Annotated in this window: 20 protein-coding genes and 1 pseudogene; 16 read left to right on the top strand and 5 right to left on the bottom strand. The window is 72.9% G+C overall.

The genetic code is table 11. The features are described 5' to 3' along the window. Window positions 1-216: 216 nt before the first annotated feature. From pdhA to DQ392_RS19090, 10 genes and pseudogenes are all read left to right on the top strand, one after another. Window positions 217-1,479, top strand: a pseudogene (gene pdhA, locus DQ392_RS19135) (pyruvate dehydrogenase (acetyl-transferring) E1 component subunit alpha); the annotation flags it as partial. A 182-nt stretch (window positions 1,480-1,661) separates the two neighbouring features. Next, window positions 1,662-2,750, top strand: a complete 1,089-nt coding sequence (locus DQ392_RS19130) for an alpha-ketoacid dehydrogenase subunit beta (RefSeq protein ID WP_114016841.1) — start codon at window positions 1,662-1,664, stop codon at window positions 2,748-2,750. Then, entirely contained in the window at window positions 2,750-4,321 is a 1,572-nt protein-coding gene (locus DQ392_RS19125; protein ID WP_114016840.1) for a dihydrolipoamide acetyltransferase family protein, read from the top strand. The genes DQ392_RS19130 and DQ392_RS19125 overlap by 1 nt, the downstream gene beginning before the upstream one ends. 3 nt (window positions 4,322-4,324) lie before the next feature. Next, window positions 4,325-5,494 carry a DUF6457 domain-containing protein gene (locus DQ392_RS19120; protein WP_114016839.1) on the top strand — a complete coding sequence of 390 codons (1,170 nt, stop codon included), beginning with the start codon at window positions 4,325-4,327 and terminating at the stop codon, window positions 5,492-5,494. After that, window positions 5,491-7,101 (top strand): molybdopterin molybdotransferase MoeA, encoded by a 1,611-nt coding sequence (locus DQ392_RS19115; protein ID WP_114016838.1) that lies wholly within the window; start codon window positions 5,491-5,493, stop codon window positions 7,099-7,101. Before DQ392_RS19120 ends, DQ392_RS19115 begins: the two co-directional genes overlap by 4 nt. Further along, window positions 7,098-8,180, top strand: a complete 1,083-nt coding sequence (locus DQ392_RS19110) for a potassium channel family protein (RefSeq protein ID WP_425470557.1) — start codon at window positions 7,098-7,100, stop codon at window positions 8,178-8,180. Before DQ392_RS19115 ends, DQ392_RS19110 begins: the two co-directional genes overlap by 4 nt. 93 nt (window positions 8,181-8,273) lie before the next feature. Then, window positions 8,274-8,489 (top strand): hypothetical protein, encoded by a 216-nt coding sequence (locus DQ392_RS19105; protein ID WP_114016837.1) that lies wholly within the window; start codon window positions 8,274-8,276, stop codon window positions 8,487-8,489. Between the two features lie 186 nt (window positions 8,490-8,675). Continuing rightward, on the top strand, window positions 8,676-9,656 hold the full coding sequence (locus tag DQ392_RS19100; protein WP_114016836.1) for an NAD(P)H-quinone oxidoreductase: 981 nt from the start codon (window positions 8,676-8,678) through the stop codon (window positions 9,654-9,656). A gap of 624 nt (window positions 9,657-10,280) precedes the next feature. Further along, a complete protein-coding gene (locus DQ392_RS19095; protein ID WP_147266549.1) occupies window positions 10,281-11,186 on the top strand; it encodes a hypothetical protein in 906 nt (301 codons plus the stop codon). A 48-nt stretch (window positions 11,187-11,234) separates the two neighbouring features. Next, window positions 11,235-11,798 (top strand): bacterial proteasome activator family protein, encoded by a 564-nt coding sequence (locus DQ392_RS19090; RefSeq protein WP_114016834.1) that lies wholly within the window; start codon window positions 11,235-11,237, stop codon window positions 11,796-11,798. Window positions 11,799-11,910: 112 nt separating this feature from the next. Here the strand turns inward: DQ392_RS19090 and DQ392_RS19085 are convergent, their stop codons facing one another. The 3 genes from DQ392_RS19085 to DQ392_RS19075 form a co-directional block, all read right to left on the bottom strand. Next, on the bottom strand, window positions 11,911-12,708 hold the full coding sequence (locus tag DQ392_RS19085; RefSeq protein WP_114016833.1) for a TrmH family RNA methyltransferase: 798 nt from the start codon (window positions 12,706-12,708) through the stop codon (window positions 11,911-11,913). Then, the gene (locus tag DQ392_RS19080; RefSeq protein WP_114016832.1) at window positions 12,692-14,059 is read right to left on the bottom strand and encodes an HTTM domain-containing protein; all 1,368 of its coding nucleotides are present in this window, start codon (window positions 14,057-14,059) and stop codon (window positions 12,692-12,694) included. The genes DQ392_RS19085 and DQ392_RS19080 overlap by 17 nt, the downstream gene beginning before the upstream one ends. A 185-nt stretch (window positions 14,060-14,244) precedes the next feature. Further along, entirely contained in the window at window positions 14,245-14,958 is a 714-nt protein-coding gene (locus DQ392_RS19075) for a DUF5819 family protein (RefSeq protein ID WP_220182643.1), read from the bottom strand. 323 nt (window positions 14,959-15,281) lie between these two features. On the opposite strand from DQ392_RS19075, the gene paaA reads away from it, so the two are divergent. The 6 genes from paaA to DQ392_RS19045 all read left to right on the top strand — a co-directional run bounded on the left by paaA (window position 15,282) and on the right by DQ392_RS19045 (window position 20,487). Continuing rightward, window positions 15,282-16,445 carry a 1,2-phenylacetyl-CoA epoxidase subunit PaaA gene (gene paaA / locus DQ392_RS19070; RefSeq protein WP_114016830.1) on the top strand — a complete coding sequence of 388 codons (1,164 nt, stop codon included), beginning with the start codon at window positions 15,282-15,284 and terminating at the stop codon, window positions 16,443-16,445. After that, on the top strand, window positions 16,442-16,726 hold the full coding sequence (gene paaB / locus DQ392_RS19065; protein ID WP_114016829.1) for a 1,2-phenylacetyl-CoA epoxidase subunit PaaB: 285 nt from the start codon (window positions 16,442-16,444) through the stop codon (window positions 16,724-16,726). The genes paaA and paaB overlap by 4 nt, the downstream gene beginning before the upstream one ends. Beyond that, window positions 16,723-17,448, top strand: a complete 726-nt coding sequence (gene paaC / locus DQ392_RS19060) for a 1,2-phenylacetyl-CoA epoxidase subunit PaaC (protein WP_114016828.1) — start codon at window positions 16,723-16,725, stop codon at window positions 17,446-17,448. The genes paaB and paaC overlap by 4 nt, the downstream gene beginning before the upstream one ends. Next, on the top strand, window positions 17,442-18,044 hold the full coding sequence (gene paaD / locus DQ392_RS19055; protein WP_114016827.1) for a 1,2-phenylacetyl-CoA epoxidase subunit PaaD: 603 nt from the start codon (window positions 17,442-17,444) through the stop codon (window positions 18,042-18,044). Before paaC ends, paaD begins: the two co-directional genes overlap by 7 nt. A gap of 3 nt (window positions 18,045-18,047) precedes the next feature. After that, on the top strand, window positions 18,048-19,151 hold the full coding sequence (locus DQ392_RS19050; RefSeq protein ID WP_114016826.1) for a 2Fe-2S iron-sulfur cluster-binding protein: 1,104 nt from the start codon (window positions 18,048-18,050) through the stop codon (window positions 19,149-19,151). A gap of 160 nt (window positions 19,152-19,311) precedes the next feature. Further along, window positions 19,312-20,487 carry an acyl-CoA dehydrogenase family protein gene (locus tag DQ392_RS19045; RefSeq protein ID WP_114016825.1) on the top strand — a complete coding sequence of 392 codons (1,176 nt, stop codon included), beginning with the start codon at window positions 19,312-19,314 and terminating at the stop codon, window positions 20,485-20,487. A 50-nt stretch (window positions 20,488-20,537) separates the two neighbouring features. On the opposite strand, the gene DQ392_RS19040 is transcribed toward DQ392_RS19045, so the two are convergent. Next, window positions 20,538-20,885, bottom strand: a complete 348-nt coding sequence (locus DQ392_RS19040) for a rhodanese-like domain-containing protein (RefSeq protein ID WP_114016824.1) — start codon at window positions 20,883-20,885, stop codon at window positions 20,538-20,540. Between the two features lie 215 nt (window positions 20,886-21,100). Then, window positions 21,101-22,039: a hypothetical protein gene (locus DQ392_RS19035; RefSeq protein WP_114016926.1), complete on the bottom strand. Its 939-nt coding sequence runs from the start codon at window positions 22,037-22,039 to the stop codon at window positions 21,101-21,103. Window positions 22,040-22,222 lie beyond the last annotated feature (183 nt).

Genomic DNA, 22,222 nt, shown 5'->3' with positions numbered 1-22,222 from the left:
GGTCATCGAACGGCTCTGCGAGCCGTTTGTCCACAGGCTGGGGCCACCCGTAGCCAAAATGTGCCGACGACCGAACAATCGGTAGGGGTGGCCCACGCGGTCACCGTCCCGGCCTGTCGATGGTTCGGCCATCGGCAGGCCGGCGCGCCAGGTGTGCGGCGGGTGGCGTACCGGCCCGCGGCACGCGTTAGCCCGCCGCACGAGGAGGTGCTCGTCATGACGGTCCTAGAGCAGCCAGGTACCTACGCCCCCGCGCCTCCCCCCTCCTGGCGGCCTCGCGCCGATGCGGCCCCTCTGCTGCCCGATGCCGAGCCCTACCGGGTGCTGGGAGCGCGATCGGACGCGCGGACGGGGGCGAAAACGAAGGCGCCGCGGGCCGGGTCCACGCGGACAGGGGCAGCGCGCACCGGCTCCGCGCGAGGAGGTGCGACGCGGAGGGAGGCGGAAACGTCCGGACGGGCGGCCGAACAGGGGGCCGCGGCCCCCGACGCCGCACTGCTGCACCGGCTGTACGCCGCGGTCGTCCATGGACGCCGGTTCAACGAGCAGGCCACCGCGCTGACCCGCCAGGGCCGGCTGGCCGTCTACCCCTCGTCCCGGGGGCAGGAGGCGTGCCAGGTGGCCGCCGCACTCGCCCTGGCGGAGCACGACTGGCTCTTCCCCAGCTACCGCGACACCCTGGCGGCCGTCGCCCGCGGTCTCGACCCGATGGAGGTCCTGTCGCTGCTGCGCGGTGACTGGCACCACGGGTACGACACGCAGCGCACGCGGGTCGCGCCCCTGTGCACCCCGCTGGCCACCCAGCTGCCGCACGCGGTGGGGCTGGCGCACGCCGCGCGGCTGAAGGGGGACGAGGTGGCCGCTCTCGCCCTGGTGGGGGACGGGGGGACGAGCGAGGGCGACTTCCACGAGGCGTTGAACTTCGCCGCCGTCTGGCAGGCGCCGGTCGTCTTCCTCGTGCAGAACAACGGCTTCGCGATCTCCGTTCCGCTGGCCAAGCAGACGGCCGCGCCTTCCCTGGCGCACAAGGCGGTGGGGTACGGCGTGCCGGGCCGTCTGGTGGACGGCAACGACGCGGTGGCGGTGCACGAGGTGCTCACCGAGGCGCTGGAGCGCGCCCGTGCCGGGGGCGGCCCCACGCTCGTGGAGGCGGTCACCTACCGCCTGGAGGCGCACACGAACGCCGATGACGCGACGCGGTACCGCGCAGACGCCGAGGTCGAGGCCTGGCGCGCGCACGACCCGGTGACGCTGCTGGAGCGCGAGCTGCGGCAGCGGGGCCTGTGGGACGAGGAGGCAGTCCGTCAGGTCGAGGAAGCGGCCGAGCAGCAGGCGGCCGCACTGCGGTCGCGGATGAACCAGGACCCGGCTCTCGACCCCCTGGAGTTGTTCGCCCACGTGTACGCCGAGCCGACCCCGCAGCTGCGCGAGCAGGCCGGCCTGCTGCGTGCCGAACTGGCAGCCGAGGCGACGGCCGGACAGACGAACGAGGACGAGGCCGGACGGACCAACGCGCACGAAGCCGGACGGACCAACGCGCACGAAGCCGGACAGGCGAACGAAAACGTGGACGGACAGACGTCCGAGGCGGCGCACCGGAAGTCGGCGGTGGGCGGGTCCGCCTCCGGTGGCGCCGGTGGGAGGACGGGGGAGGAGACCCGATGAGCACAGCAGTGCGGCAGCCCCCCAAGGCAGGCGGCACCGGCAGGCGCAAGCCCGCCACCCTGGGCCAGGCGCTGGGCCGGGCCCTGCGTGACGCGATGGCCGACGATCCGGACGTGCACGTCCTCGGGGAGGACGTCGGCACGCTGGGCGGCGTCTTCAGGGTGACGGACGGGCTGGCGGCCGAGTTCGGCCCTCAGCGGTGTGCCGACACCCCGCTGGCGGAGGCGGGCATCCTGGGCACGGCGGTCGGGATGGCGATGTACGGGCTGCGTCCTGTTGTGGAGATGCAGTTCGACGCGTTCGCCTTCCCCGGCTTCGAACAGCTGGTCTCGCACGTCTCCCGGATGCGCAACCGCACCCGGGGCCGGATGCCCATGCCGTTGACCGTACGCATCCCGTACGGCGGAGGCATCGGTGGTGTCGAGCACCACAGCGACTCCTCCGAGGCGTACTACATGGCCACGCCGGGGCTGCACGTGGTCACACCGGCAACGGTCGCGGACGCCTACGGGCTGCTGCGCGCGGCCATCGCGTCCGACGATCCGGTGGTCTTCCTCGAGCCCAAGCGGCTGTACTGGTCGAAGGCCGAGTGGAGTCCGGAGGAGCCCGAACAGGTGCCCGGTATCGGCAGGGCCGCCGTCCGCCGCCGGGGCACCTCCGCCACCCTGATCACCTACGGACCTTCCGTTCCGCTGTGTCTGGAGGCCGCCGAGGCCGCGCGGGAGGAGGGGGCCGAGGGCTGGGACCTGGAGGTGATCGACCTGCGCTCCCTCGTGCCGTTCGACGAGGAGACGGTGGTCGCCTCCGTACGGCGCACGGGGCGGGCCGTCGTCGTGCACGAGTCGCCCGGGTTCGCCGGCCCAGGCGGGGAGATCGCCGCTCGCGTCACGGAGCGCTGTTTCCACTACCTGGAGGCGCCGGTGCTGCGCGTCGCCGGTTTCGACATCCCCTACCCGCCGCCGATGCTGGAGCGGCATCACCTGCCCGGCGTGGACCGCGTCCTGGACGCCGTCGCACGCCTCCAGTGGGAGAGCGGCTGGACCCGGCAGCAGGGTGACGCGGGACGGGGCGGGGGTGCGGGCTGATGGGCGAGGTGCGCGAGTTCCTCCTTCCGGACCTCGGCGAGGGACTGACCGAGGCGACGGTCGTCAGGTGGCTGGTCGCGGTCGGCGAGACCGTACGGGTGGACCAACCCGTCGTCGAGGTGGAGACGGCCAAGGCGCTGGTCGAGGTCCCCTGCCCCTACGCCGGCATGGTCACCTCGCACGCCGCCGAGGAGGGCGGCGAGGTGGAGGTCGGCGCACCGCTGGTCACCGTCGCGGTGAGCCCGGCGGACGGTGACCCGCACGGGGATGCCCGCGGGGACGCCGAGGGGACAGTGCCCGGGCACGGCGACATGCGCGGAGAGGCGGAAGGGACGCGGAGCGGAAACGGACGCGGCGGAGGGGAGGGGACGGGCGACGGCGGCCCGGAGCTGGAGCACGTCGGCGGTTCGGGCAACGTCCTGGTGGGCTACGGGACGGCCCCCGCGCCCGGTCGCCGTCCCCGGGTCACCTCGCACACTCCCGAGTCCGCCGCGGTGCGGGCCCCGGACGCGGGAACGAGCGGCACGGGGCAGCATCTCGGAGCGAACGGCACCCGCACGCCCGTGCCCGTCATCTCCCCTCTCGTACGTCGCCTGGCCCGCGAACACGCCGTGGACCTGCGGGAGATGCGCGGAAGCGGTCCCGAAGGTCTCATCCTGCGCGCGGACGTGGAACGCGCCGTACGGGCGTCCCAAACGCACCTCGCGCGGACGGCACAGGACCGGGACGGGCAGGAACGGGACGGGCGGCAGCAGGGCGGGTACAGCGGCGACGACGGGTACGCGCGCGGTGGTCACGGGCGCTGCGCGGCCGAGCAAGGCGAGCGGACCGAGGGGGCCGAGCGGGCCGAGGGGGCCGAGCGGGCCGAACGCCGGATTCCGCTGCGCGGGATGCGCGGCACGGCGGCCGACCGGCTCTCCCGCAGCCGCACCGAAATTCCCGACGCCTCCTGCTGGGTGGATGCCGACGCGACGGAACTCCTCGCGGCGCGACGGCAGATGAACGCCGCCTCCCCCGGGCTCGGCGAGCCGGCGGCGCCGGTCTCCCTGCTGGCGCTGCTGGGCCGCGTCTGCACGGCGGCGCTGGCCCGCTTCCCGGAGCTGAACGCGAGAGTGGACACCGAGGCGCGCGAGATCGTCGTGCTCCCCGAGGTGCACCTCGGGTTCGCCGCGCAGACGGAGAGGGGGCTCGTCGTTCCGGTCGTACGGGACGCGCACACGCTCTCCGCCGAGCAGCTCACCGACCGGATGTCCCGGCTGACGGAGACGGCCCGCGCGGGCACGCTCTCCCCTGCGGAGCTGACGGGCGGCACGTTCACGCTGAACAACTACGGCGTCTTCGGGGTGGACGGCTCGACGCCGATCATCAACTATCCGGAGGCGGCGATGCTCGGTGTCGGCCGGATCGCGCGCAAACCGTGGGTGGTCGGTGAGGAACTGACGGTGCGCAGCGTGGTGCAGCTCTCCCTCACGTTCGACCACCGGGTGTGCGACGGCGGCACGGCGGGCGGTTTTCTGCGCTTGGTGGCGGACTGCGTGGAGCAACCCGCACGGCTTCTCCGTACGCTCTGATGCGTGACGCACGATCCAGGACGACCCTCCGCAGCGGGACCGCCCGACCGCCCCGGCGACCCACCCGGGTGGCCCGGCGATCCTCCGGGGCGCTCGGACGGTCCGTCCGAGCGCGCGGGCGGGGAGGACGACGGCCGCCCGTACGCCGCGCTCGTCCTCGCCGGCGGTGGGGCGAGCCGGCTGGGGGGCGCGGACAAACCCGCTGTCACGGTGGGTGGCAGGACGCTGCTCGACCGGGTTCTGGGGGCGTGCGCCGACGCGGCGGCCACGGTCGTGGTGGGGCCGCGGCGCGCCACCTGCCGCCCCGTCCGCTGGGTGCGCGAGGACCCGCCGGGAGGCGGCCCGCTCGCCGCCCTGGACGCGGGTGTGTGCGCGCTGCACGCGGAGCCCGGTGTTCCCGTGCTCGTCGTCTCGGCCGACCTGCCCTTCCTGACCCGCGAGACGGTGGACACGCTGGTGGCCCTGGACGGCGAAGCCGAGGCCGCCGTGGCGCACGACGGACGGGACCAACCCCTCCTCGCGGCGTACCGTTTGGAGCCGCTGCGGCGTGAACTCGCGCTCCTGCGCACCGAGTACGGTCATCTGTCGGGCCTGCCGTTGCGCCTCGTACTGGAGGGGCTGAGGCTGCGTCGTGTGAGCGCGGCGTCCGCACCCTCCGTCGCCGCGGCCGCGCTGGACTGCGACACCTGGGACGACATCGCCACAGCACGGGCCCGGATCAGGGAGCATGACACCGTGCTGGATGAATGGATGGGTGCAGTCAAGGCGGAACTGGGCATCGATGTCGACGTGGACACCTCCGCGCTGCTCGACCTCGCCCGGGACGCCGCGCACGGTGTCGCGCGCCCGGCCGCGCCGCTCACCACTTTCCTGGTGGGCTACGCGGCGGCGCGCGCCGACGGTTCGCCCGAGGACGTCGCCCGCGCGGCGGCCCGCGCGGGACAACTCGCCAGGCGCTGGGCCGACGAGGCCGCCGACACACCGACAGGCGCCCCGACAAGCGCCCCGAAGAGCGCCTCGGCAACCGCCCCGAAGAGCAGTGAAGCCACAGACGCCGGCTCGCCAGGCGCCGCCGCGGCGAGCGACACCGCAGCGACAGACAACACAACGAGCGACGACACAGCGACCGACAACACAGCGAGCGACAACGCGGAAAACGCAGACGAACGATGAGCGGAGCCGACGAACTCGACGAGGCCATCGCGCTGGCCAACAGCGGTCGGACCCGTCCGGACCCGCCCCCCGCGCCGCGTCTCAAGCGCATCCGGCGTATCCAGTGGAGCGAGCACGGCGAGGACGCCATGGAGCCCGTGGACCCGGCAGGGCAGGCCGAAGACCGTCACGGCCGCTCCGCACAGGCGGGCCACAGCGGCCGCGGTGAGCACGCGGACGGTGCCGGACGCCCCGCCCCGCAGCACCCGGTGGACGCCTCCGGAGCCTCCAGGGAGGCCGAGCGGCCGGGAGACGGGGAGGGGCACCAGAAACGCGCAGCGCACGAGGCGGCGCCCTCCTGGTCCGACGCGGTCGCTCTGGCGGCCTCCGTTGCCACACCGCCACCGCCGACCTCTCTCGGCCTGAACCGGGCGCTGGGCCACACGCTGGCCGCGCCGGTGCGGGCCCTCACGGACCTGCCGCCTTTCGACACCTCCGCGATGGACGGCTGGGCCGTCTCCGGGCCCGGGCCGTGGGAGCTCGCCCGTACAGCGGACGGTGAGGAGCGCCCCGGCATCCTGGCGGGCGACCGCTCCGACCCTCCGCGCCTGGCCGACGGGGAGGCCATTCGCATCGCGACCGGCGCCCGCGTCCCGGCGGGCACGAGCGCCGTCCTGCGGTGGGAGGCGGCCGAGCGGACCGGCGCGGCGCGGCTGCGTACCGCGACGCCGCCGCAGCCCGGTACGGACATCCGCCCGCGCGGTCAGGAGTGCCGTACGGGTGACGCGCTGCTGGGCACGGGTTCGCCCGTCACACCTGCCGTGCTCGGGCTGGCGGCGGCCGCCGGGTACGACGAGTTGGAGGTCGTTGCGCGTCCGCGCGCCGAGGTGCTGGTGCTCGGCGACGAACTGCTGCACAGGGGCCTGCCGCGCGACGGCCGGATCAGGGACGCGCTCGGCCCGATGGTCGAGCCGTGGCTGACGGCGCTCGGTGCCGACGTGACGGCCACCCGGCTGCTGGGGGACGACGCCGAGGCCCTGTTCGAGGCGGTGTCGGGGACGACCGCCGACGTACTGGTCACGACCGGCGGGACCGCCGCCGGACCCGTCGACCACCTCCAGCCGACGCTGCGCCGTGCAGGCGCGCGGCTGCTCGTGCACGGGGTGCGCGTGAGGCCGGGGCATCCGATGCTGCTGGCCGTGCTCGACCCCGACGACGAGGCTCCGGCGGCGCCGGACGCGCGGACACGGCCAGGCGCCGCCGGAGCGGAGACGGGCGCACGCGCGGGAGCGCGCCCCCGGTACCTGGTCGGTCTGCCGGGAAACCCGCTGGCCGCGCTGTCCGGACTGATGACGCTGGCCGGACCGCTGCTGCGGGCCCTCGCGGGCCGGGCGGAGCCCAGGCCGCGCACCGCGACGCTGGGCGCCGAGATGCCGGGCCATCCGCGCGACACCCGTCTTGTGCCCGTACGGCGCGAAGGTTCCGGTGTGCGCTCGCGCGTGCGCCCGCTGCGCTACGCGGGCCCCGCGATGCTGCGCGGGGTCGCCTCCTGTGACGCGCTGGCCGTCGTGCCGCCCGGTGGCGCCGCCCCGGGGGAGGACGTGGCGGTACTGGACCTCCCGTGGTGAGGCGGCTGAGCAGCTCACGCGAGGACGGCGACACCGAGCGGCAGGGTTCGGTGCTGCTGCCGCGCCTTTCCGTGTCGCCCTTGCGGCAGGTCATGCGGCGGCTGCTGGCGGCGCTCCTGGTCCTGTGGGTGACGGTGCTGCTGGTGTACGTGGACCGGGACGGCTACGTGGACGACGTCGACGGCCACATGACGTTCCTGGACTGCCTGTACTACACGACGGTCACTCTCTCGACGACCGGTTACGGTGACATCGCCCCCGGCTCGGACAGCGCGCGTCTGGTCAACGCTCTCGTCATCACGCCGTTGCGCGTGCTCTTCCTGATCATTCTCATCGGCACCACGCTCGAGGCGCTGACGGACCGCACCCGTCAGCAGTGGCGCCTGAACCGCTGGAGGTCCGCGTTGCGCGACCACACCGTCGTCGTCGGGTTCGGCACCAAGGGCCGTTCGGCCATCCAGACCCTGCTGTCCACGGGGCTGGGGCGCGACCAGGTCGTCGTCATCGACGCCTATCCGCAGTCGGTCAAGGCGGCCAACGCGGAGGGCTTCGCGGGTGTGGAGGGCGACGCCACCCGGAGCCAGGTGCTCGTCCGCGCCGAGGTGCAGCGGGCGCGGCAGATCGTGATCGCGCCGCAGCGGGACGACACGTCGGTGCTGGTCACACTGACGGCGCGGCAGCTCAACCCACGCATCAAGATCGTCGCGGCGGTGCGGGAGGAGGAGAACGCGCCGCTACTGCGGCAGTCGGGTGCCGACCAGGTCATCACGAGCGCCAGCGCGGCGGGGCGGCTCCTCGGTCTGGCCATGCTCAGCCCGAACGCCAGCTCGGTCCTGGAGGACCTCATCCAGCGGGGCACCGGACTCGACCTCAAGGAGCGCCCCGTCACCAAGGCGGAGGCGGGCCGCTCCCCGCGCGAGTGCGACGACCTGGTCGTCTCCGTCGTCCGCGGCCACCGGATACTCGCCTACGACGATCCGGAGGCCGCCAGCCTGGCGCTGACCGACCGGCTGGTCGTCATCCACCGGGCGTCACGGGCCCTCCCCGAACCGGACGAGCGCAGGGGCGAGCCGAGGTGACCGGCGCGGCGGCGAGCCCTGGCCCTCACCCCTTCAGGTGACTGTGGGGCGCCCGGCGGTCCGCGCCGTGGCGTCAGGCGTGACGATGACGCGATGGACCCGCCGCCCACCTGCCCCAACTGTCCCGAGCGCCTGCTGTGGAAGGACACCCGCGAGACGGGGCCCGGCAAGCAGGACTCCTGGTTCTGGTTCTGCGCCGGATGCCGGCAGGCGTACGTACCGACCCCCGACCAGAAGCTGCGCTTCACCTACGCGGGAGGCGGCCACCGTAAGCCCGGAGGGGCGGCCCGCGCGTGCGCCGGCGGCTGATCCGAACGCCGCCCGCGGAGGCTGACCCGCTACGGGCGCTGACTCAAGCGGCTGAGGGGACGAGCCGAACGCCTGAGAGGACGGTCCGAACGCCCGCGGAGACGGGCTGAACGCCTGCCAAGGCGAGTCGAACGGCCGTGGGGGCTGACCCGCGCGGGCTCATGCGCCGCCCGGTAGCGTCGGCGTATGCATGCGATCACGATTCCTGAACCCGGCGGTCCCGAAGCGCTGGTCTGGGCCGAGGTCCCCGACCCGGAGCCCGGCGAGGGCGAGGTCCTCGTCGACGTGGTGGCCGGCGCCGTCAACCGCGCCGACGTCCTCCAGCGGCAGGGCTTCTACGATCCGCCGCCCGGCGCGAGCCCGTACCCGGGCCTGGAGTGCGCGGGCCGGATCTCGGCCCTCGGACCCGGCGTGTCCGGCTGGTCGGTCGGTGACGAGGTGTGCGCGCTGCTCGGCGGCGGCGGTTACGCGGAGAAGGTCGCGGTGCCCAGCGGTCAGCTGCTGCCCGTCCCCGCGGGCGTGGGGGTGGCGACGGCGGCCGGGCTGCCGGAGGTGGCCTGCACCGTCTGGTCGAACGTGTTCATGGTGGCTCACCTGCGTCCCGGCGAGACCCTGCTGGTGCACGGCGGCTCCAGCGGCATCGGCACCATGGCCATCCAGCTCGCCAAGGCGGTGGGGGCCCGGGTGGCGGTGACAGCGGGTACGGCCGCCAAGCTGGAGCGGTGTGCCGAGCTGGGCGCCGACATCCTGATCAACTACCGCGAGCAGGAATTCGTGGAGGAGCTGCGCGCGGCGACCGACGGCGCGGGTGCCGACGTCATTCTCGACAACATGGGCGCCAAGTATCTGGAACGCAACGTCAAGGCGCTGGCGGTCAACGGCCGGCTGGCCGTCATCGGTATGCAGGGGGGTGCGAAGGGCGAGCTGAACCTGGGCGCCCTGCTGGCCAAGCGCGGCGCCGTGACGGCCACCTCGCTGCGCGCCCGTCCCCCGGAGGAGAAGGCCGCCATCGTCGCCGCCGTGCGTGAGCACGTGTGGCCGCTGATCGCGGACGGCCGCGTGCGCCCCGTCGTCGACAGCAGCTTCCCGATGTCCGACGCGGCCGGCGCCCACCGGACGCTGGATGAGAGCACCCACATCGGCAAGCTCCTGCTGACGACGGGGTGACCCCGCGTACGGGGTGACCTCGTACGCGGGGAGGGGACTCGCCGCGCGGACGGCGGGCCCCTCCCGGCGGTCCGGACCGCGCCGTCTCCCCCACCGTCCGGGCCGCCTCGCCTCCACCGTCCGGACCTCGACATCTCGGCCGTCCGGGCCGCATCCTCACTCACGTCGGCTTGCCCGAAATGCCGTATTTGTCCCTTTATGTGACGCTGGTGTGGTCTGCGGACCATCCAGGTCGGAAGGGTCACGGTCGTGGGGCACTCTCAGCGGCGGAACAGGGCACTCACCCTGTTGACCTGCTTTTTCCTTGCCCTGCCCGCGCCTGCCGCCCTCGCGCAGGACAGCGCGGAGCCCGATGTCGCCGGCCCGCCCGGCACCACGTCGACCAGCGCCTCTCTGCGGAACGTCACCCTCAGCGCGTCCCCCGGCGTGCTGAGGGGAAGCCCGGCGCCCGCCGGCGCGCCTGCCGACGCCGGAGCGCCGCTGAGCCCCTTCGGCACCGCCCGCCCCACACGGTCGGTACTGCCGTCACACCCGCAGCTGCTTTCACGCGCTCAGTCGCAGTCGGAGATGCAGACACCTGTGCGGTCGCGGTCGCAGTCACGCGCGCAGTCGCACGCGGCGGGCTTGCACGCCGGGCAGCTGAGCGCGGCGGCGCGAGGGGCAGCCAGAACTGAGGCGGAGACCGAGATCACGGAAGCGGTGGCCGACGTCAGGGCGGAAATGGAAGCGGCGGCAGAGGCGACGGAAAAGGCGTTCCGTTCGGACACCGTCTTCCGCGACCACGACGGTTCGGAGGGTGCCCCAAAAACCGGTCCGGGAGAAGGCCCGGAATCCCCCCGGCCGAGGGACTTCGGACAGCCTCCGCGGCGGCCGGGCGACGACGGCCACGGGGACGGCGGCCGGCCGCTGCCGCACCGCTCCGACGGAGCTCCGCACGGCGACGCAGACACTCAGCACGGAAAGCCGCAGCGGCAGCCGGTGCAGCCCCCCGGCACCCCGGGCGAGGGCCAGCGGCCACAGCCCCACCAGGACGACAAGAAGCAGCAGGAACGACAGGAGCAGCACCGGCAGCAACAGCGCGACGAGCGGCACGAGGCCAAGGAACGCGAACAGCAGCGAAAACGCGAAAAGGGCCGGGAGGGAGAGCGGAAACACGAACGGGACGAGAAGCAGGACAGGGAGCGGGAACAGCAGCGGAAACGGAAGCGGGATCAGCAGCGTGAGCACGAGCGGCGGCAAGAGGCGCACGGGCGCGAGGGCAACGGCGAGGACCCCGACCGGCCCGGCCGCCCGGAGGACCAGCCCCCCTCGTCCGGTGATCGCACCGCACCGCACCGCTCCGACGAGGCGATCGGGAAGCACGACCTGTACGCCTCCGAGGGGCCCGTCCCCGAGCGGACCGACGCGCGCGGCAACCGCGTCGCCGCTCAGCCGTCCGGCCAGGTGCTGCCCGTCCTGCCGCTCGGCGCGGGGATGGCACTGATGGGGCTGGGGCTCGCTTTTCTGGCCCTGCGCTTGCGGCGCGGCTGAGCCCTCCCTCGCTCGGCGCCGGATCCGGCACACATGCAGAATGGGGGCATGACGCAGCCGAGCAACGAACAGTCGCAGGAGAGCCCGCAGGTCCTGGTCGTGGGCCCGGACGGAATGGCTCTGGCGGGTACCGGCGCCAAGGGCGACGGTGAGGGCGATGAGCAGGCTGAGGTCCCCGTGACGGAGATGGTCGAGCAGCCGGCGAAGGTCATGCGGATCGGCAGCATGATCAAGCAGCTGCTCGAGGAGGTGAAGGCGGCTCCGCTGGACGAGGCCAGCCGGGCCCGCCTCAAGGAGATCCACACCAGCTCGATCAAGGAGCTGGAGGACGGGCTCGCGCCCGAGCTGATCGAGGAGCTGGAGCGGCTCTCGCTGCCCTTCGCCGACGACTCCACCCCCACCGACGCCGAACTGCGCATCGCGCAGGCCCAGCTCGTCGGCTGGCTCGAGGGGCTCTTCCACGGCATCCAGACCGCGCTGTTCGCCCAGCAGATGGCGGCGCGCTCCCAGTTGGAGCAGATGCGCAGGGCTCTGCCGGCGGGTGCCGTACCGCCGGAGGACGCCGCGCAGGCCAACGAGGAGAACCGCCGCACCGGCGGCCCGTACCTGTAGGCACCCGCGCCGGTACGCGCCCGTACCGGCGGGAAGACATCGGGCGACGACACCGGCCCGGCCTTCCCGACCGCGCTGCTCGGAGCGGTAGGTCAGGAAGGCCGGGCCGGTGTCATCCAGTGGTCCGGAACGGGGTCATCCAGTGGTACAGCGCCATGGCGACACTCGTGGCGAGGTTGTAGCTGGAGACCTGCGGTCGCATGGGGAGCGCGACCAGGTGGTCGGCGCGCGAGCGCAGCGCGTCGGACAGACCGTGCCGCTCCGAGCCGAAGGCGAGCATCGCACCGCCCGGCACCGTCACGGACCGAAGGTCGGCGCCCTCCGGATCGAAGGCGAAAAGCGGCAGGTCCGGCAACTGCGTCACCTGACGTCGTGCGACGGGCACGGCGAAGTGCAGTCCCGCGCCGGCGCGGACGGCCGCGGGATGCCAGGGGTCGGCGTCTCCGGTGGTGAGCACCCCTGCGGCTCCCGCACCCGCCGCCAGCCGTACGACCGCTCCGACGTTGCCCAGGTTGCGCGGGTTGTCGAGCACCACGAGCGGCGCCCCACCACCCGTGCCCGCGCTCGGTGCTCCGCCTCCGCCCTCGCCTCTCTTCTCGCCGCGCTCGACGAACGCGTCGGCAGCGGGGGCGCTGTCCCGCAGCGCGAGCGCCGCGACCCCTGTGGGGTGCGGACGGGGTACGAGACCGCGCAGCGTCTCCACCTGCACCTCGCGCAGCAGCGCCTCCAGGGCGCCGGTCAGGTCAGGGGCGAGCTGCTCGGCCAGCGCGAGGGCGGCGCGCCGGTCGGTGGCCAGCGCGAGGGGCACCCGCGCGCCGAAGCGCAGCGCGTGCTTCAGCGCGTGGAACCCGTCCAGCAGCACGCCGTCCTCGGCGTACCGCGCCCACTCCGCCTCAGCCGTTCCTGTCACCCGGCCACCCTACGGGCGCCGAGGCCGGGACCGCCGAGTCCTCGGGGACGGCCGTCCGCGGCGCAGGGGGCGCCACCGGTTCCCGGTGGCCCGTGCCGCCCGGCAGCCGTCCCCGTACGCGCGTTCTGAAGGCCGTGACATGCCGGCCGATCCAGACGAGGAAAACGGTCGGCAGGAAGACCGCGTCCGCCGCGATCATCGCCATCGAGAAGAACGGCAGTCCCAGCAGGACGGCGATGCCGACATGCTCCATGATCATCATGGTGAGGAGCACGTTTTTCACCCGCCTGTTGAACAGAGTGAAGGGGAACGCGACCTGGGTGATGACCGTCCCGTAGGTGACCAGGAAAATCGTGAGGCCGTTTCCGGCCAGCAGGTGACTCAGCTCGGGCCACGGCGTGAAGTAGTCCAGGTTCATCGGGTAGTAGACGGCCGTGCCGTCCTGCCACCGGCTGCCCTGGATCTTGAACCAGCCGGCCGTCGAGTAGATCAGGCAGACCTCGACCATGATGACCAGCAGCACACCGTTGTGCGCCAGGTTGGCGAGGATGTCGCAGACGGTACGCAGCTCGCGCAGTCCGCTGCCGCCCCTGACGGCGACCGCCTTGTTCAGGCACCACCACACCGCGTTGGCCACCCACAGCGCCCAGAAGAAGAGCGTCCAGCCGATGCTCATCGCACCGGCGATCGTGCCGCCCACCAGGATGGCGCCGAGCACCGCCCACAGCACGACGCCGCCGGATCCCGCCACCGGATCGCCGCCCTTGGAAGCGGCGTCCCCTCCGGCGTCCGTCGGAGCGCCGTCTCCTCTCCCGCGCGCGTTCGCGGACGCGTCCGTCCGGTCGGCGTCCCTACGGGCCGCCCCGGCGCGGGAGAGGGCACGGCGGGCCCGCCGTGCGTCCAGTGACCACACCCGCGAACAACGGGTGAGGATCAGGTACAGCGACATCAGGTGGATGACGTTGTCCCCGCCGTCGCCCATGAAGACGCTGCGGTTTTGCAGCGAGAGAACCCCCACCATGAACAGCACGGTCACCGCGCGCGTGTGCCACCCCAGGACCATCGCCGCCGCGGCCGCCATGGCAACCAGGTAGACGAGTTCGAACCAGCTGTCGCTGCTCGCCCACATCAGCACGGTGAAGGCGTGGTTGGTATCGATCAGCTGTTTGCCGAGCCCGAAGCTCCAGGGGCCGTCGGGGCCGTAGAGCTCGTGCCGGTGCGGCCACTCCCGCAACAGGAAGAACAGCCACGCGGCGCCGAACCCGATGCGCACGATCGCCGTCTGGTAAGGGCCCAGCGCGTACCCGGTGACCTTGCTCAGGCCCCGCGAGACACACCGCTCGACCCGCACCCGAGGCCCCTGGAACCGCGAGCCAGAACCCGCACCCGGGTCCGGTCCCCGGTGCGGTCCCGAGCCCGCACCTGATCCCGGATCCGCGCCTGCTCCCGGGCTTGCGCCCGGCCCCGAAACCGGGGCGGACGACGGCGCGTCCTCGCCGGAGGCCACGTACCGTCCCTCTCCTGTGACGTGCTCCGTCACTTGGCACCTCCCGGCAGGTCGGCGCTGGTGACCTGCCACCAGGGCTGCACCGAGTACTCGGTCTTGCCGTCGGTCTTCTCGTCGCTCCACTCGGGCGGTGCGACGGGAGTGACCACGGCGCGCAACTGGATGCGCTCTACGCTGCCGCCGTTCAGTTTCGTACCGAAGCGCAGCATCACGATCCGCTTGATGTACTGCTCGGAGAGCCGACCGCGCAGCCCGTAGGGCTTGCCCTTCTCGTCATGGTTGTCGGCGTAGAACTCCCAGGCGCGACGCAGCTCGTTCTGCTGGGTGTGGCTGGGCGCCGGGTTGCCGCTGATGGCCGCACCGTCCATGGCGCTCAGGTCGACCCAGCCCGTCGTCTTCGTGCCGCCACCCGGCACGGCGATGCGCGCCCGCGCGTGCACGGCGACGTTCTGCTGGAGGGGGTTGGGGGCGAAGAGTTTCCAGTTGCGTTCGAACTCCGGGTAGACGTAGGAGTCCACGACCTCCGCGTGCCGTTTGCTGACCGTGTTGTCCGGTGCCGTCTGCAAAAAGACCATCGCCACGTGGAACGCGACTCCGACGGTGACGACGGCCACGGCTATCGAGACGAAGATCCGCGCGGGCAATGACAGCGCGGCGATGCCCCGCATGCCGCCCCTTTCCCCCGCGTCCCCCGTTCCCCCCGCGCCGTCCGCCCCGGGCACCTGGTGCGCTGCTGGCTCCATGCCCTCCCTGCTCCCCATTCCTTCATGCCATGCCCATGCCTGGACCGGTCCGCCTCGAAGACTCTCAGAGACTACTGGTGCGCGGGAGCCCCGCCCGAGGGTCCGTGCCATTCGCTGTCCACAGGCGGCCCGGGCTGCTCTTGACAGCTTGGTGGGCCATGCTCATTCTTGAACCGAACGATCGGTCGGTAGGTTGGCTGCGAGAGCCTGACCAGCCGGCAGGCTCGCGGACTCGCCGGCCCGCCGGCTGGTCAGCCGGTCGGCCGGTCGGCCGACCGGGATCGTGCCGGGAATCACCGGCGCCGAGATATCAGGGGGCTCGCATGTCATCGGTGACAACGCCGCCGCTCAGCCGGCGGGCCGGGGAGGGGAAGGACCCTGCCGGGTCCGCGCCGGGTGGCGCCTCGCCGGAGGAGGAGGCCGCACTCCAGGCCGCCTTCGACGCGGCCGTCGCCGCCGAAGAACGCATCGAGCCACGCGACTGGATGCCGGACGCCTACCGCGCCACCCTCGTCCGGCAGATCGCCCAGCACGCCCACTCCGAGATCATCGGGATGCAGCCGGAGGCCAACTGGATCACGCGCGCGCCGTCCCTGCGCCGCAAGGCGATCCTGATGGCCAAGGTGCAGGACGAGGCGGGCCACGGCCTCTACCTCTACGGCGCGGCCGAGACGCTGGGCACGGGCCGCGAGCAGCTGCTCGACAAGCTGCACACCGGCCGCCAGAAGTACTCCTCCATCTTCAACTACCCCACCCTGACCTGGGCGGACGTCGGCGCGATCGGCTGGCTGGTGGACGGCGCGGCGATCACCAACCAGGTGCCGCTGTGCCGCTGCTCCTACGGCCCCTACGCCCGCGCCATGGTGCGCGTCTGCAAGGAGGAGTCCTTCCACCAGCGTCAGGGGTACGAACTGCTGCTGGCCCTCTCCCGCGGCACCGAGGCCCAGCACGCGATGGCGCAGGACGCGGTGGATCGCTGGTGGTGGCCCTCGCTGATGATGTTCGGCCCGCCCGACGAGGAGTCTGCGCACAGCGCCCGCTCCATGGAGTGGAAGATCAAGCGGCACTCCAACGATGAGCTGCGGCAGCGTTTCGTCGACATCTGCGTCCCCCAGGCCGAGGCTCTCGACCTCACTCTCCCCGACCCCGACCTGCGCTGGAACGAGCAGCGCGAGCACTGGGACTTCGGCACGATCGACTGGCAGGAGTTCCGCGACGTCCTGGCGGGCAACGGACCGTGCAACGAGCAGCGGCTGCACCAGCGCCGCGCGGCGCACGAGGACGGCGCCTGGGTCCGCGAGGCGGCGGCCGCCCACGCCGCCAAGCAGGCGGCCCGAGCGACGCCCCCGGACCCGGCGCCAGGGGCCGCGGACACCAAAACGCCGCCCCTCCCAGCCGAGCAGGCACCGCAGTCCCGCCCACCCGAGCACGCCCCGCAGCCCCGAGCAGACGAATCCGCACAGCGAGGAGTTGAGCACAGCTCATGAGCGCCGACTGGCCCCTGTGGGAGGTCTTCGTCCGCAGCAGGCGCGGCCTCTCGCACACCCACGCGGGAAGCCTGCACGCCCCGGACGCCCAGATGGCTCTCCGCAACGCGCGGGACCTGTTCACCCGCCGCTCCGAGGGGGTCTCCCTCTGGGTGGTCCCCTCCGTCGAGATCACCGCTTCCTCTCCCGACGAGAAGGACCCCTTCTTCGCCCCCGCGGCCGACAAGCCCTACCGCCACCCGACGTTCTACGAGGTCCCGGAAGGAGTGCGGAACCTGTGAGCGCCACCACACCCCCCGCCACCCTCGCCGCCCTCCCTCTCGGGGACGACGCGCTGATCCTCTCCCACCGCCTCGGCGAATGGGCGGGCCACGCCCCCGTGCTGGAGGAGGAGGTGGCGCTGGCCAACATCGCGCTCGACCTGCTGGGCCAGGCCCGCGCGCTCTACGCCGAACTGGCCGACGTGCTCGGCAGCGAGGACGAGATCGCCTACCTGCGGGAGGAACGGGCCTTCCTCAACTGCCAACTGGTGGAACAGCCCAACGGGGACTTCGCGCACACCGTCGTCCGCCAGCTGTTCTTCTCCACCTACCAGCAGCCGCTCTACGCCCAGTTGACCCCGTCCCTCCCCCTGGCCGCCAAGGCGGTGCGGGAAGTCGCCTACCACCGCGACCACGCCGAGCAGTGGACGCTGCGCCTGGGTGACGGCACGGAGGAGAGCCACGCCCGCACCCAGCGCGCCGTCGACGCGCTGTGGCGGTACACGGGAGAGCTGTTCCGGCCGGTCGAGGGGGTGGACGCCCGCTGGGAGGAGCTGGAGGAGGAGTGGGACACCGGCATCCGCGCGGTCTTGGGGCAGGCGGGGCTGACGGTGCCCGACAGTCCGCGCCACGGCGCCTGGTCGGCGGGGGCGGGCCGCCAGGGAGTGCACACCGAGCCGTTCGGCCGGATGCTCGCCGAGATGCAGCACCTGCACCGCAGCCACCCGGGGGCGACATGGTGACGGGACACCTCGCCCAAGGCCCGACCGCCGGCTCACGCTCCCGCTCCCCCTCGCGTTCCTTCGCCGAGCTGGCGGGCGCGGTGCCCGATCCCGAACTGCCGGTGGTCACGCTCGCCGAACTGGGCGTGCTGCGGCGGGTGACCGAACCGGAGCCCGGCCACGTCCTCGTCGAGCTGACTCCGACCTACACCGGGTGCCCGGCGATCGAGGCGATGAGCACGGATATCGAGCAGGCACTACGGGAGGCCGGGGCCGAGCGGGTCGAGGTCCGCACCGTGCTCACCCCACCCTGGTCGAGCGACGACATCACCGAGGAGGGCCGCCGCAAGCTCGCCGCGTACGGAATCGCGCCGCCCCGGGAGGGCGCCCGCACCCGCGGACCCGTCCTGGTCGGTCTCTCCCCCACCCACCGCGTCCGGGCCGGCTCCCGGGAAGAGCAGGGGCCCGCGTCCGATCCAGGCCCGGGTCCCGTCCACTGCCCGCACTGCGGATCCGCCGAGACGACCGAACTGAGCCGGTTCTCCTCCACGGCCTGCAAGGCCCTGCGCCGCTGCGAGAGCTGCCGTGAGCCTTTCGACCACTTCAAGGAGGTGTGAGGCGTGCCGGTCTTCCACCCGCTGCGCGTCCAGTCGATCGAACGTCTCACCGACGACGCGGCAGCTCTCACCCTCGCCGTCCCGTCCGAGCTGCGCGACACCTACGGCTACACCGCGGGCCAGCACATCGCGCTGCGGCGTGTGAACGAGTACGGGGAGGAGATCCGCCGCACCTACTCGCTGTGCGACCCGGCCCGCTCCCGGCCCGACACGCTGCGGGTCGGCATCCGGCTGGTGGAGGGCGGGGAGTTTTCCACCTACGCGCTCAAGGAGTTGACCGAGGGCGGCACGGTCGAGGCGCTGCCGCCGACGGGACGCTTCGTTCTCGCGCCGCGACCGGGACGGTTCGCCGCGATCGTCGGCGGCAGCGGCATCACCCCTGTCCTCTCCATCGCCGCCACATTGCTGGAACGTGAGAGCGAGGCCCGGTTCTGCCTGATACGCAGCGACAGGACGGCGGACTCGACGATGTTCCTGGAAGAGGTGGCCGACCTCAAGGACCGCTATCCCGACCGCTTCCACCTGGTCACGACCCTCTCCCGCGAGGAGCAGCACAGCGGGCTGCCCTCCGGCCGGCTCGACCGCGACCGGCTGACCGCGCTGCTGCCCGCGCTCCTGTCACCTCCCGCCGTGCGCGACATGGACGGCTGGTACCTGTGCGGCCCCCTGGGTCTGGTCGACGGCGCGGCCAAGGCGCTGCGCACACTGGGGGTCCCGCGCGCACGCGTCCACCAGGAAATCTTCCACGCGGACGAAGCCGACGCCGCGAACAGCGCGGTCGCCGGCTCCGCACCCCGGCCCTCCGGGGGCGCGCCCGCGGCGATAGCCGGCTCCGCCACCGTGAACGCCACCCTGGGCGGCCGGGGCGGCAGCTGGTTCGCCCGCGAGGGGGAGACCCTGCTGGAGACGGTCCTGCGCAACCGCACCGACGCGCCCTACGCCTGCAAGGGCGGCGTGTGCGGCACCTGCCGGGCTCGTCTCGTCGACGGCCAGGTCACGATGGACCGCAACTTCGCCTTGGAGGAGGAGGAGATAGAGGCGGGCTACGTCCTGGCGTGCCAGTCCCACCCGACCACTCCGGAGGTGGCCCTCGACTTCGACGGGTGACGGCCGGAGACGGGCGCCCCCTTCCCGATGGCCCCATGGCCCCAGGGCCCCCGGCCCTGCCCCTCCCTGGTTCCCCCGTTGTTCCCTCTGGCTAACGACGGGCGCCCGTCGTAACCTGACGAGCCATCAGCTACGGGCGTCGGCCGGAGGGCGGTGCGGCATGGACTTCGGGTTCAGTGAGGAGCAGGAGGCGGCTCGTGAAGCAGCGAAGGGAGCCTTCGCGCACGTGGCGGTCGACACCGTGCCGAGTCCGGCGCTGACGCCCGGCGCGGTCGCCGACGACTTCGACCGGGACCTGTGGGACCGGCTCGCCCGTGCCGATCTTCTCGGCCTCACCGTGCCGGTCCGGCACGGCGGCTCGGGCCTGGACGCGGTGGCGCTGTGCCTGGTGCTGCGCGAGGCGGGCCGAGTGCTGGCCCGCGTCCCTCTGGTGGAGACCGGCGCGGCGGCACTCACCCTGGCCGAGTACGGCAGCGACGAGCTGTGCGCCAGGCTGCTTCCCCGCATCGCGCGGGGCGAACTGGCGCTGACCGTCGCCGGGCAGGGGGCGAGCGGGCACGAGCGGCCGGAACTCGCCGTCTCGGCGCGGCCTTCCGCCGAGCGTCTTTCTGCCGAGCGGCCTTCCGCCGAGCGGCCTTCTTCCGCAGGGAACGGAGACGGGGGCGGCTGGGTCCTGGACGGGGTGCAGACCGCTGTGCCCTGGGGGCGGACGGCTGACCTGGTCGTCGTCCCGGCGCACACGGCGGACGGCCGACCGCTGCTGGCCGTCCTCGCTCCGGGCGCCACCTCGGGCGGCGTCGTCCTGGACGAGCAGGCGTCCACCAACGGCGAGCCCTACGCCCGGTTGCGGCTGGACGCCGTGCGAGTACCGGCCGGTGACGTGATCGAGGACGCCGCTGCGCCGGCCCACCTCTGGCGCCTGCTGACCACGGGGACCTGTGCGCTGGCGCTCGGGCTGGGCAGCAAGGTGCTGGAGATGACCAGCGCGTACGTCAGCGGACGCGAGCAGTTCGGGTTCCCTGTCGCCACGTTCCAGGCGGTGGCCGTACAGTCCGCCGACCGCTACATCGACCTGCGCGCGATGGAGGCGACGCTGTGGCAGGCGGCGTGGCGACTCGATCCGGCGGAGGTGGCGGTCGCCAAGATGTGGGCGTCGGACGGGGTACGTCGCCTCGTGCAGACGGCACAGCATCTGCACGGCGGGATGGGCACCGACACCGACTATCCGCTGCACCGCTTCCACGCCTGGGCCAAGCAGTGGGAGCTGTCCTACGGTTCAGCGGCGGCCCATGAGGAGGCCCTGGGCGAGCTGTTGGCCGCCCGGGAACCCGCCTGAGCCGGCCCTGAGCCGGCGCCGAGCCGACCCCTGACCGGCCGGGGGGTTCGTCAGGCGACGAAGGCGGGGTCGCTGTCGCCCACCAAGGGGCGTCCGGCGCTTTCCCAGGCGAGCATGCCGCCGTCCACGTTGACGGCGTCCACGCCCTGTTGGGCAAGGTAGGCGGCGACCTGGGCCGAACGTCCGCCGACCCGGCAGACGACGTACACCCGCTCGCTCTCACCCAGTCGTCCGGTCAGCTCGCCCTGGCGGGCGACGAATTCGCTCATCGGGATGTGCAACGCACCCTCGGCCCGTCCGGCTGCCCACTCGTCGTCCTCGCGGACGTCGAGCAGCAGTGCCTCGGACGGCACGGATGCGGCGTCGATCTGCGGTACCTGTCCGGGAAGGGCGTTCATCCCTGGTCTCCCTGTTCTTCCTGGCCCGGATCTTTCGGGCGTTTCCCAGTGATGCATCGTGATGCGTTCATCAGCGTTTACGGGGTGCGGCCGCGCTGATCAGCCTCTTGCCGAACGGGCCGAACCGACCGGGCCAGCCGAGCCGACCGGGCCAGCCGAGCCGGCCGAACCGGCCGGGAGAGCGTGCTCGCTGCTGCCGCGAGCGGGCGGCACGCTCACGACTCCCGCAGCCGGGCGAGCTCGCTCTCGCGCTCCGACACCTGTCCGAGCAGTTGTTCGGCGATCTCTTCCAGCAGCGTGTCGGGGTCGTCGGGGGCCAGCTTCAGCATGGCGCCGATCGCGCTCTCCTCCAGTTCGGCGGCCATCTGCGCGAGCACCTCCTTGCGCTGGGCCAGCCACTCCAGGCGGGCGTACAGCTCTTCGCTGCGCAGCAGTTCGGCCAGCGGCTCAGGGAGCGGACCCGCCTCCCACTCCTCGGCGAGCGCGGCGAGCGCGGCCGCGTCACCGTCCGCGTACGCCTTGTTCACCCGTACGAGGAAGGCTTCGCGGCGCTCGCGTTCGGCCTCGTCCTGTGTGAGATCGGGGTGCGCCTTGCGGACGAGGTCGCGGTAGGCCTTGCGGGCCTCCTCGCTGGGCCGCACCCGGCTGGGCGGGCTGACGGGCTGCTCGTTGAGCATCGCCTGCGCCTCGGGGAGCATGCCGCTGGAGTCGATCCAGCCGAAGAAGAGCTCCTCGACCTGGGGCATGGGCAGCACGGCGCCGCGCTTCTCGTCGGCCTTGCGGATGTCGTCCGGATCGCCGGTGCGGGCGGCGACGGCCTCGGCGATCTGCGCGTCCAGTTCGTCGAGGCGGGCGTAGACGGGGCCCAGCCGCTGGTGGTGCAGCCGGGAGAAGTTCTCGACCTCCACCCGGAAGGTCTCGACGGCGATCTCGTACTCGATCAGCGCGTGCTCCGCGGCGCGGACGGCTTTTTCGAGCCGCTCGGTGCCGGGTTCTTCACGCGCGGGCCCCTCACCCGCCGCACCAGCACGCGCCGGCCCTTCACCCGTCTCGGCACCCGCCGCCCTCCCGCGCGAAGACTCCTCGCTCCCGCGCGAAGACTCCTCGCTTCCGGGTGAGGACTCCTCACCCGCCTGCGCGGAGCCAGCGTCCATACGCCCTGGATCGACGCCCGCACCCTTTGGATCCGCGTCCGCACGCAACGCGTCCACGTCCATACGCGACGCGTCCGCGTCCGTACGCACCGGATCCGGGTTCACCTGCGCGGTGTCCTCGTTCGGGTGCGGAGGGTCCTCGTTCGCCTGCGCGGGGGAGTTGGCGTTCATCGCGTCCACCCT

The sequence above is a fragment of the Streptomyces reniochalinae genome (genome assembly GCF_003323735.1).
GTDB lineage: Bacteria > Actinomycetota > Actinomycetes > Streptomycetales > Streptomycetaceae > Streptomyces > Streptomyces reniochalinae.
The sequence above is the reverse complement of the archived record's forward strand: the minus strand, read 5'-3'. Positions and strand labels throughout refer to the sequence as shown.

What these genes read in the sequence shown, in the direction of transcription:
- DQ392_RS19090 (WP_114016834.1), top strand. Translation starts at nt 11,235, where the DNA reads ATGACGCAGCCGAGCAACGAACAGTCGCAGGAGAGCCCGCAGGTCCTG.
- DQ392_RS19115 (WP_114016838.1), top strand. Translation starts at nt 5,491, where the DNA reads ATGAGCGGAGCCGACGAACTCGACGAGGCCATCGCGCTGGCCAACAGC.
- DQ392_RS19075 (WP_220182643.1), bottom strand. Translation starts at nt 14,958, where the DNA reads ATGGAGCCAGCAGCGCACCAGGTGCCCGGGGCGGACGGCGCGGGGGGA.
- DQ392_RS19035 (WP_114016926.1), bottom strand. Translation starts at nt 22,039, where the DNA reads ATGGACGCTGGCTCCGCGCAGGCGGGTGAGGAGTCCTCACCCGGAAGC.
- DQ392_RS19100 (WP_114016836.1), top strand. Translation starts at nt 8,676, where the DNA reads ATGCATGCGATCACGATTCCTGAACCCGGCGGTCCCGAAGCGCTGGTC.
- DQ392_RS19040 (WP_114016824.1), bottom strand. Translation starts at nt 20,885, where the DNA reads ATGAACGCCCTTCCCGGACAGGTACCGCAGATCGACGCCGCATCCGTG.
- DQ392_RS19125 (WP_114016840.1), top strand. Translation starts at nt 2,750, where the DNA reads ATGGGCGAGGTGCGCGAGTTCCTCCTTCCGGACCTCGGCGAGGGACTG.
- DQ392_RS19130 (WP_114016841.1), top strand. Translation starts at nt 1,662, where the DNA reads ATGAGCACAGCAGTGCGGCAGCCCCCCAAGGCAGGCGGCACCGGCAGG.
- DQ392_RS19105 (WP_114016837.1), top strand. Translation starts at nt 8,274, where the DNA reads ATGGACCCGCCGCCCACCTGCCCCAACTGTCCCGAGCGCCTGCTGTGG.
- paaA (WP_114016830.1), top strand. Translation starts at nt 15,282, where the DNA reads ATGTCATCGGTGACAACGCCGCCGCTCAGCCGGCGGGCCGGGGAGGGG.
- DQ392_RS19045 (WP_114016825.1), top strand. Translation starts at nt 19,312, where the DNA reads ATGGACTTCGGGTTCAGTGAGGAGCAGGAGGCGGCTCGTGAAGCAGCG.
- paaB (WP_114016829.1), top strand. Translation starts at nt 16,442, where the DNA reads ATGAGCGCCGACTGGCCCCTGTGGGAGGTCTTCGTCCGCAGCAGGCGC.
- paaD (WP_114016827.1), top strand. Translation starts at nt 17,442, where the DNA reads ATGGTGACGGGACACCTCGCCCAAGGCCCGACCGCCGGCTCACGCTCC.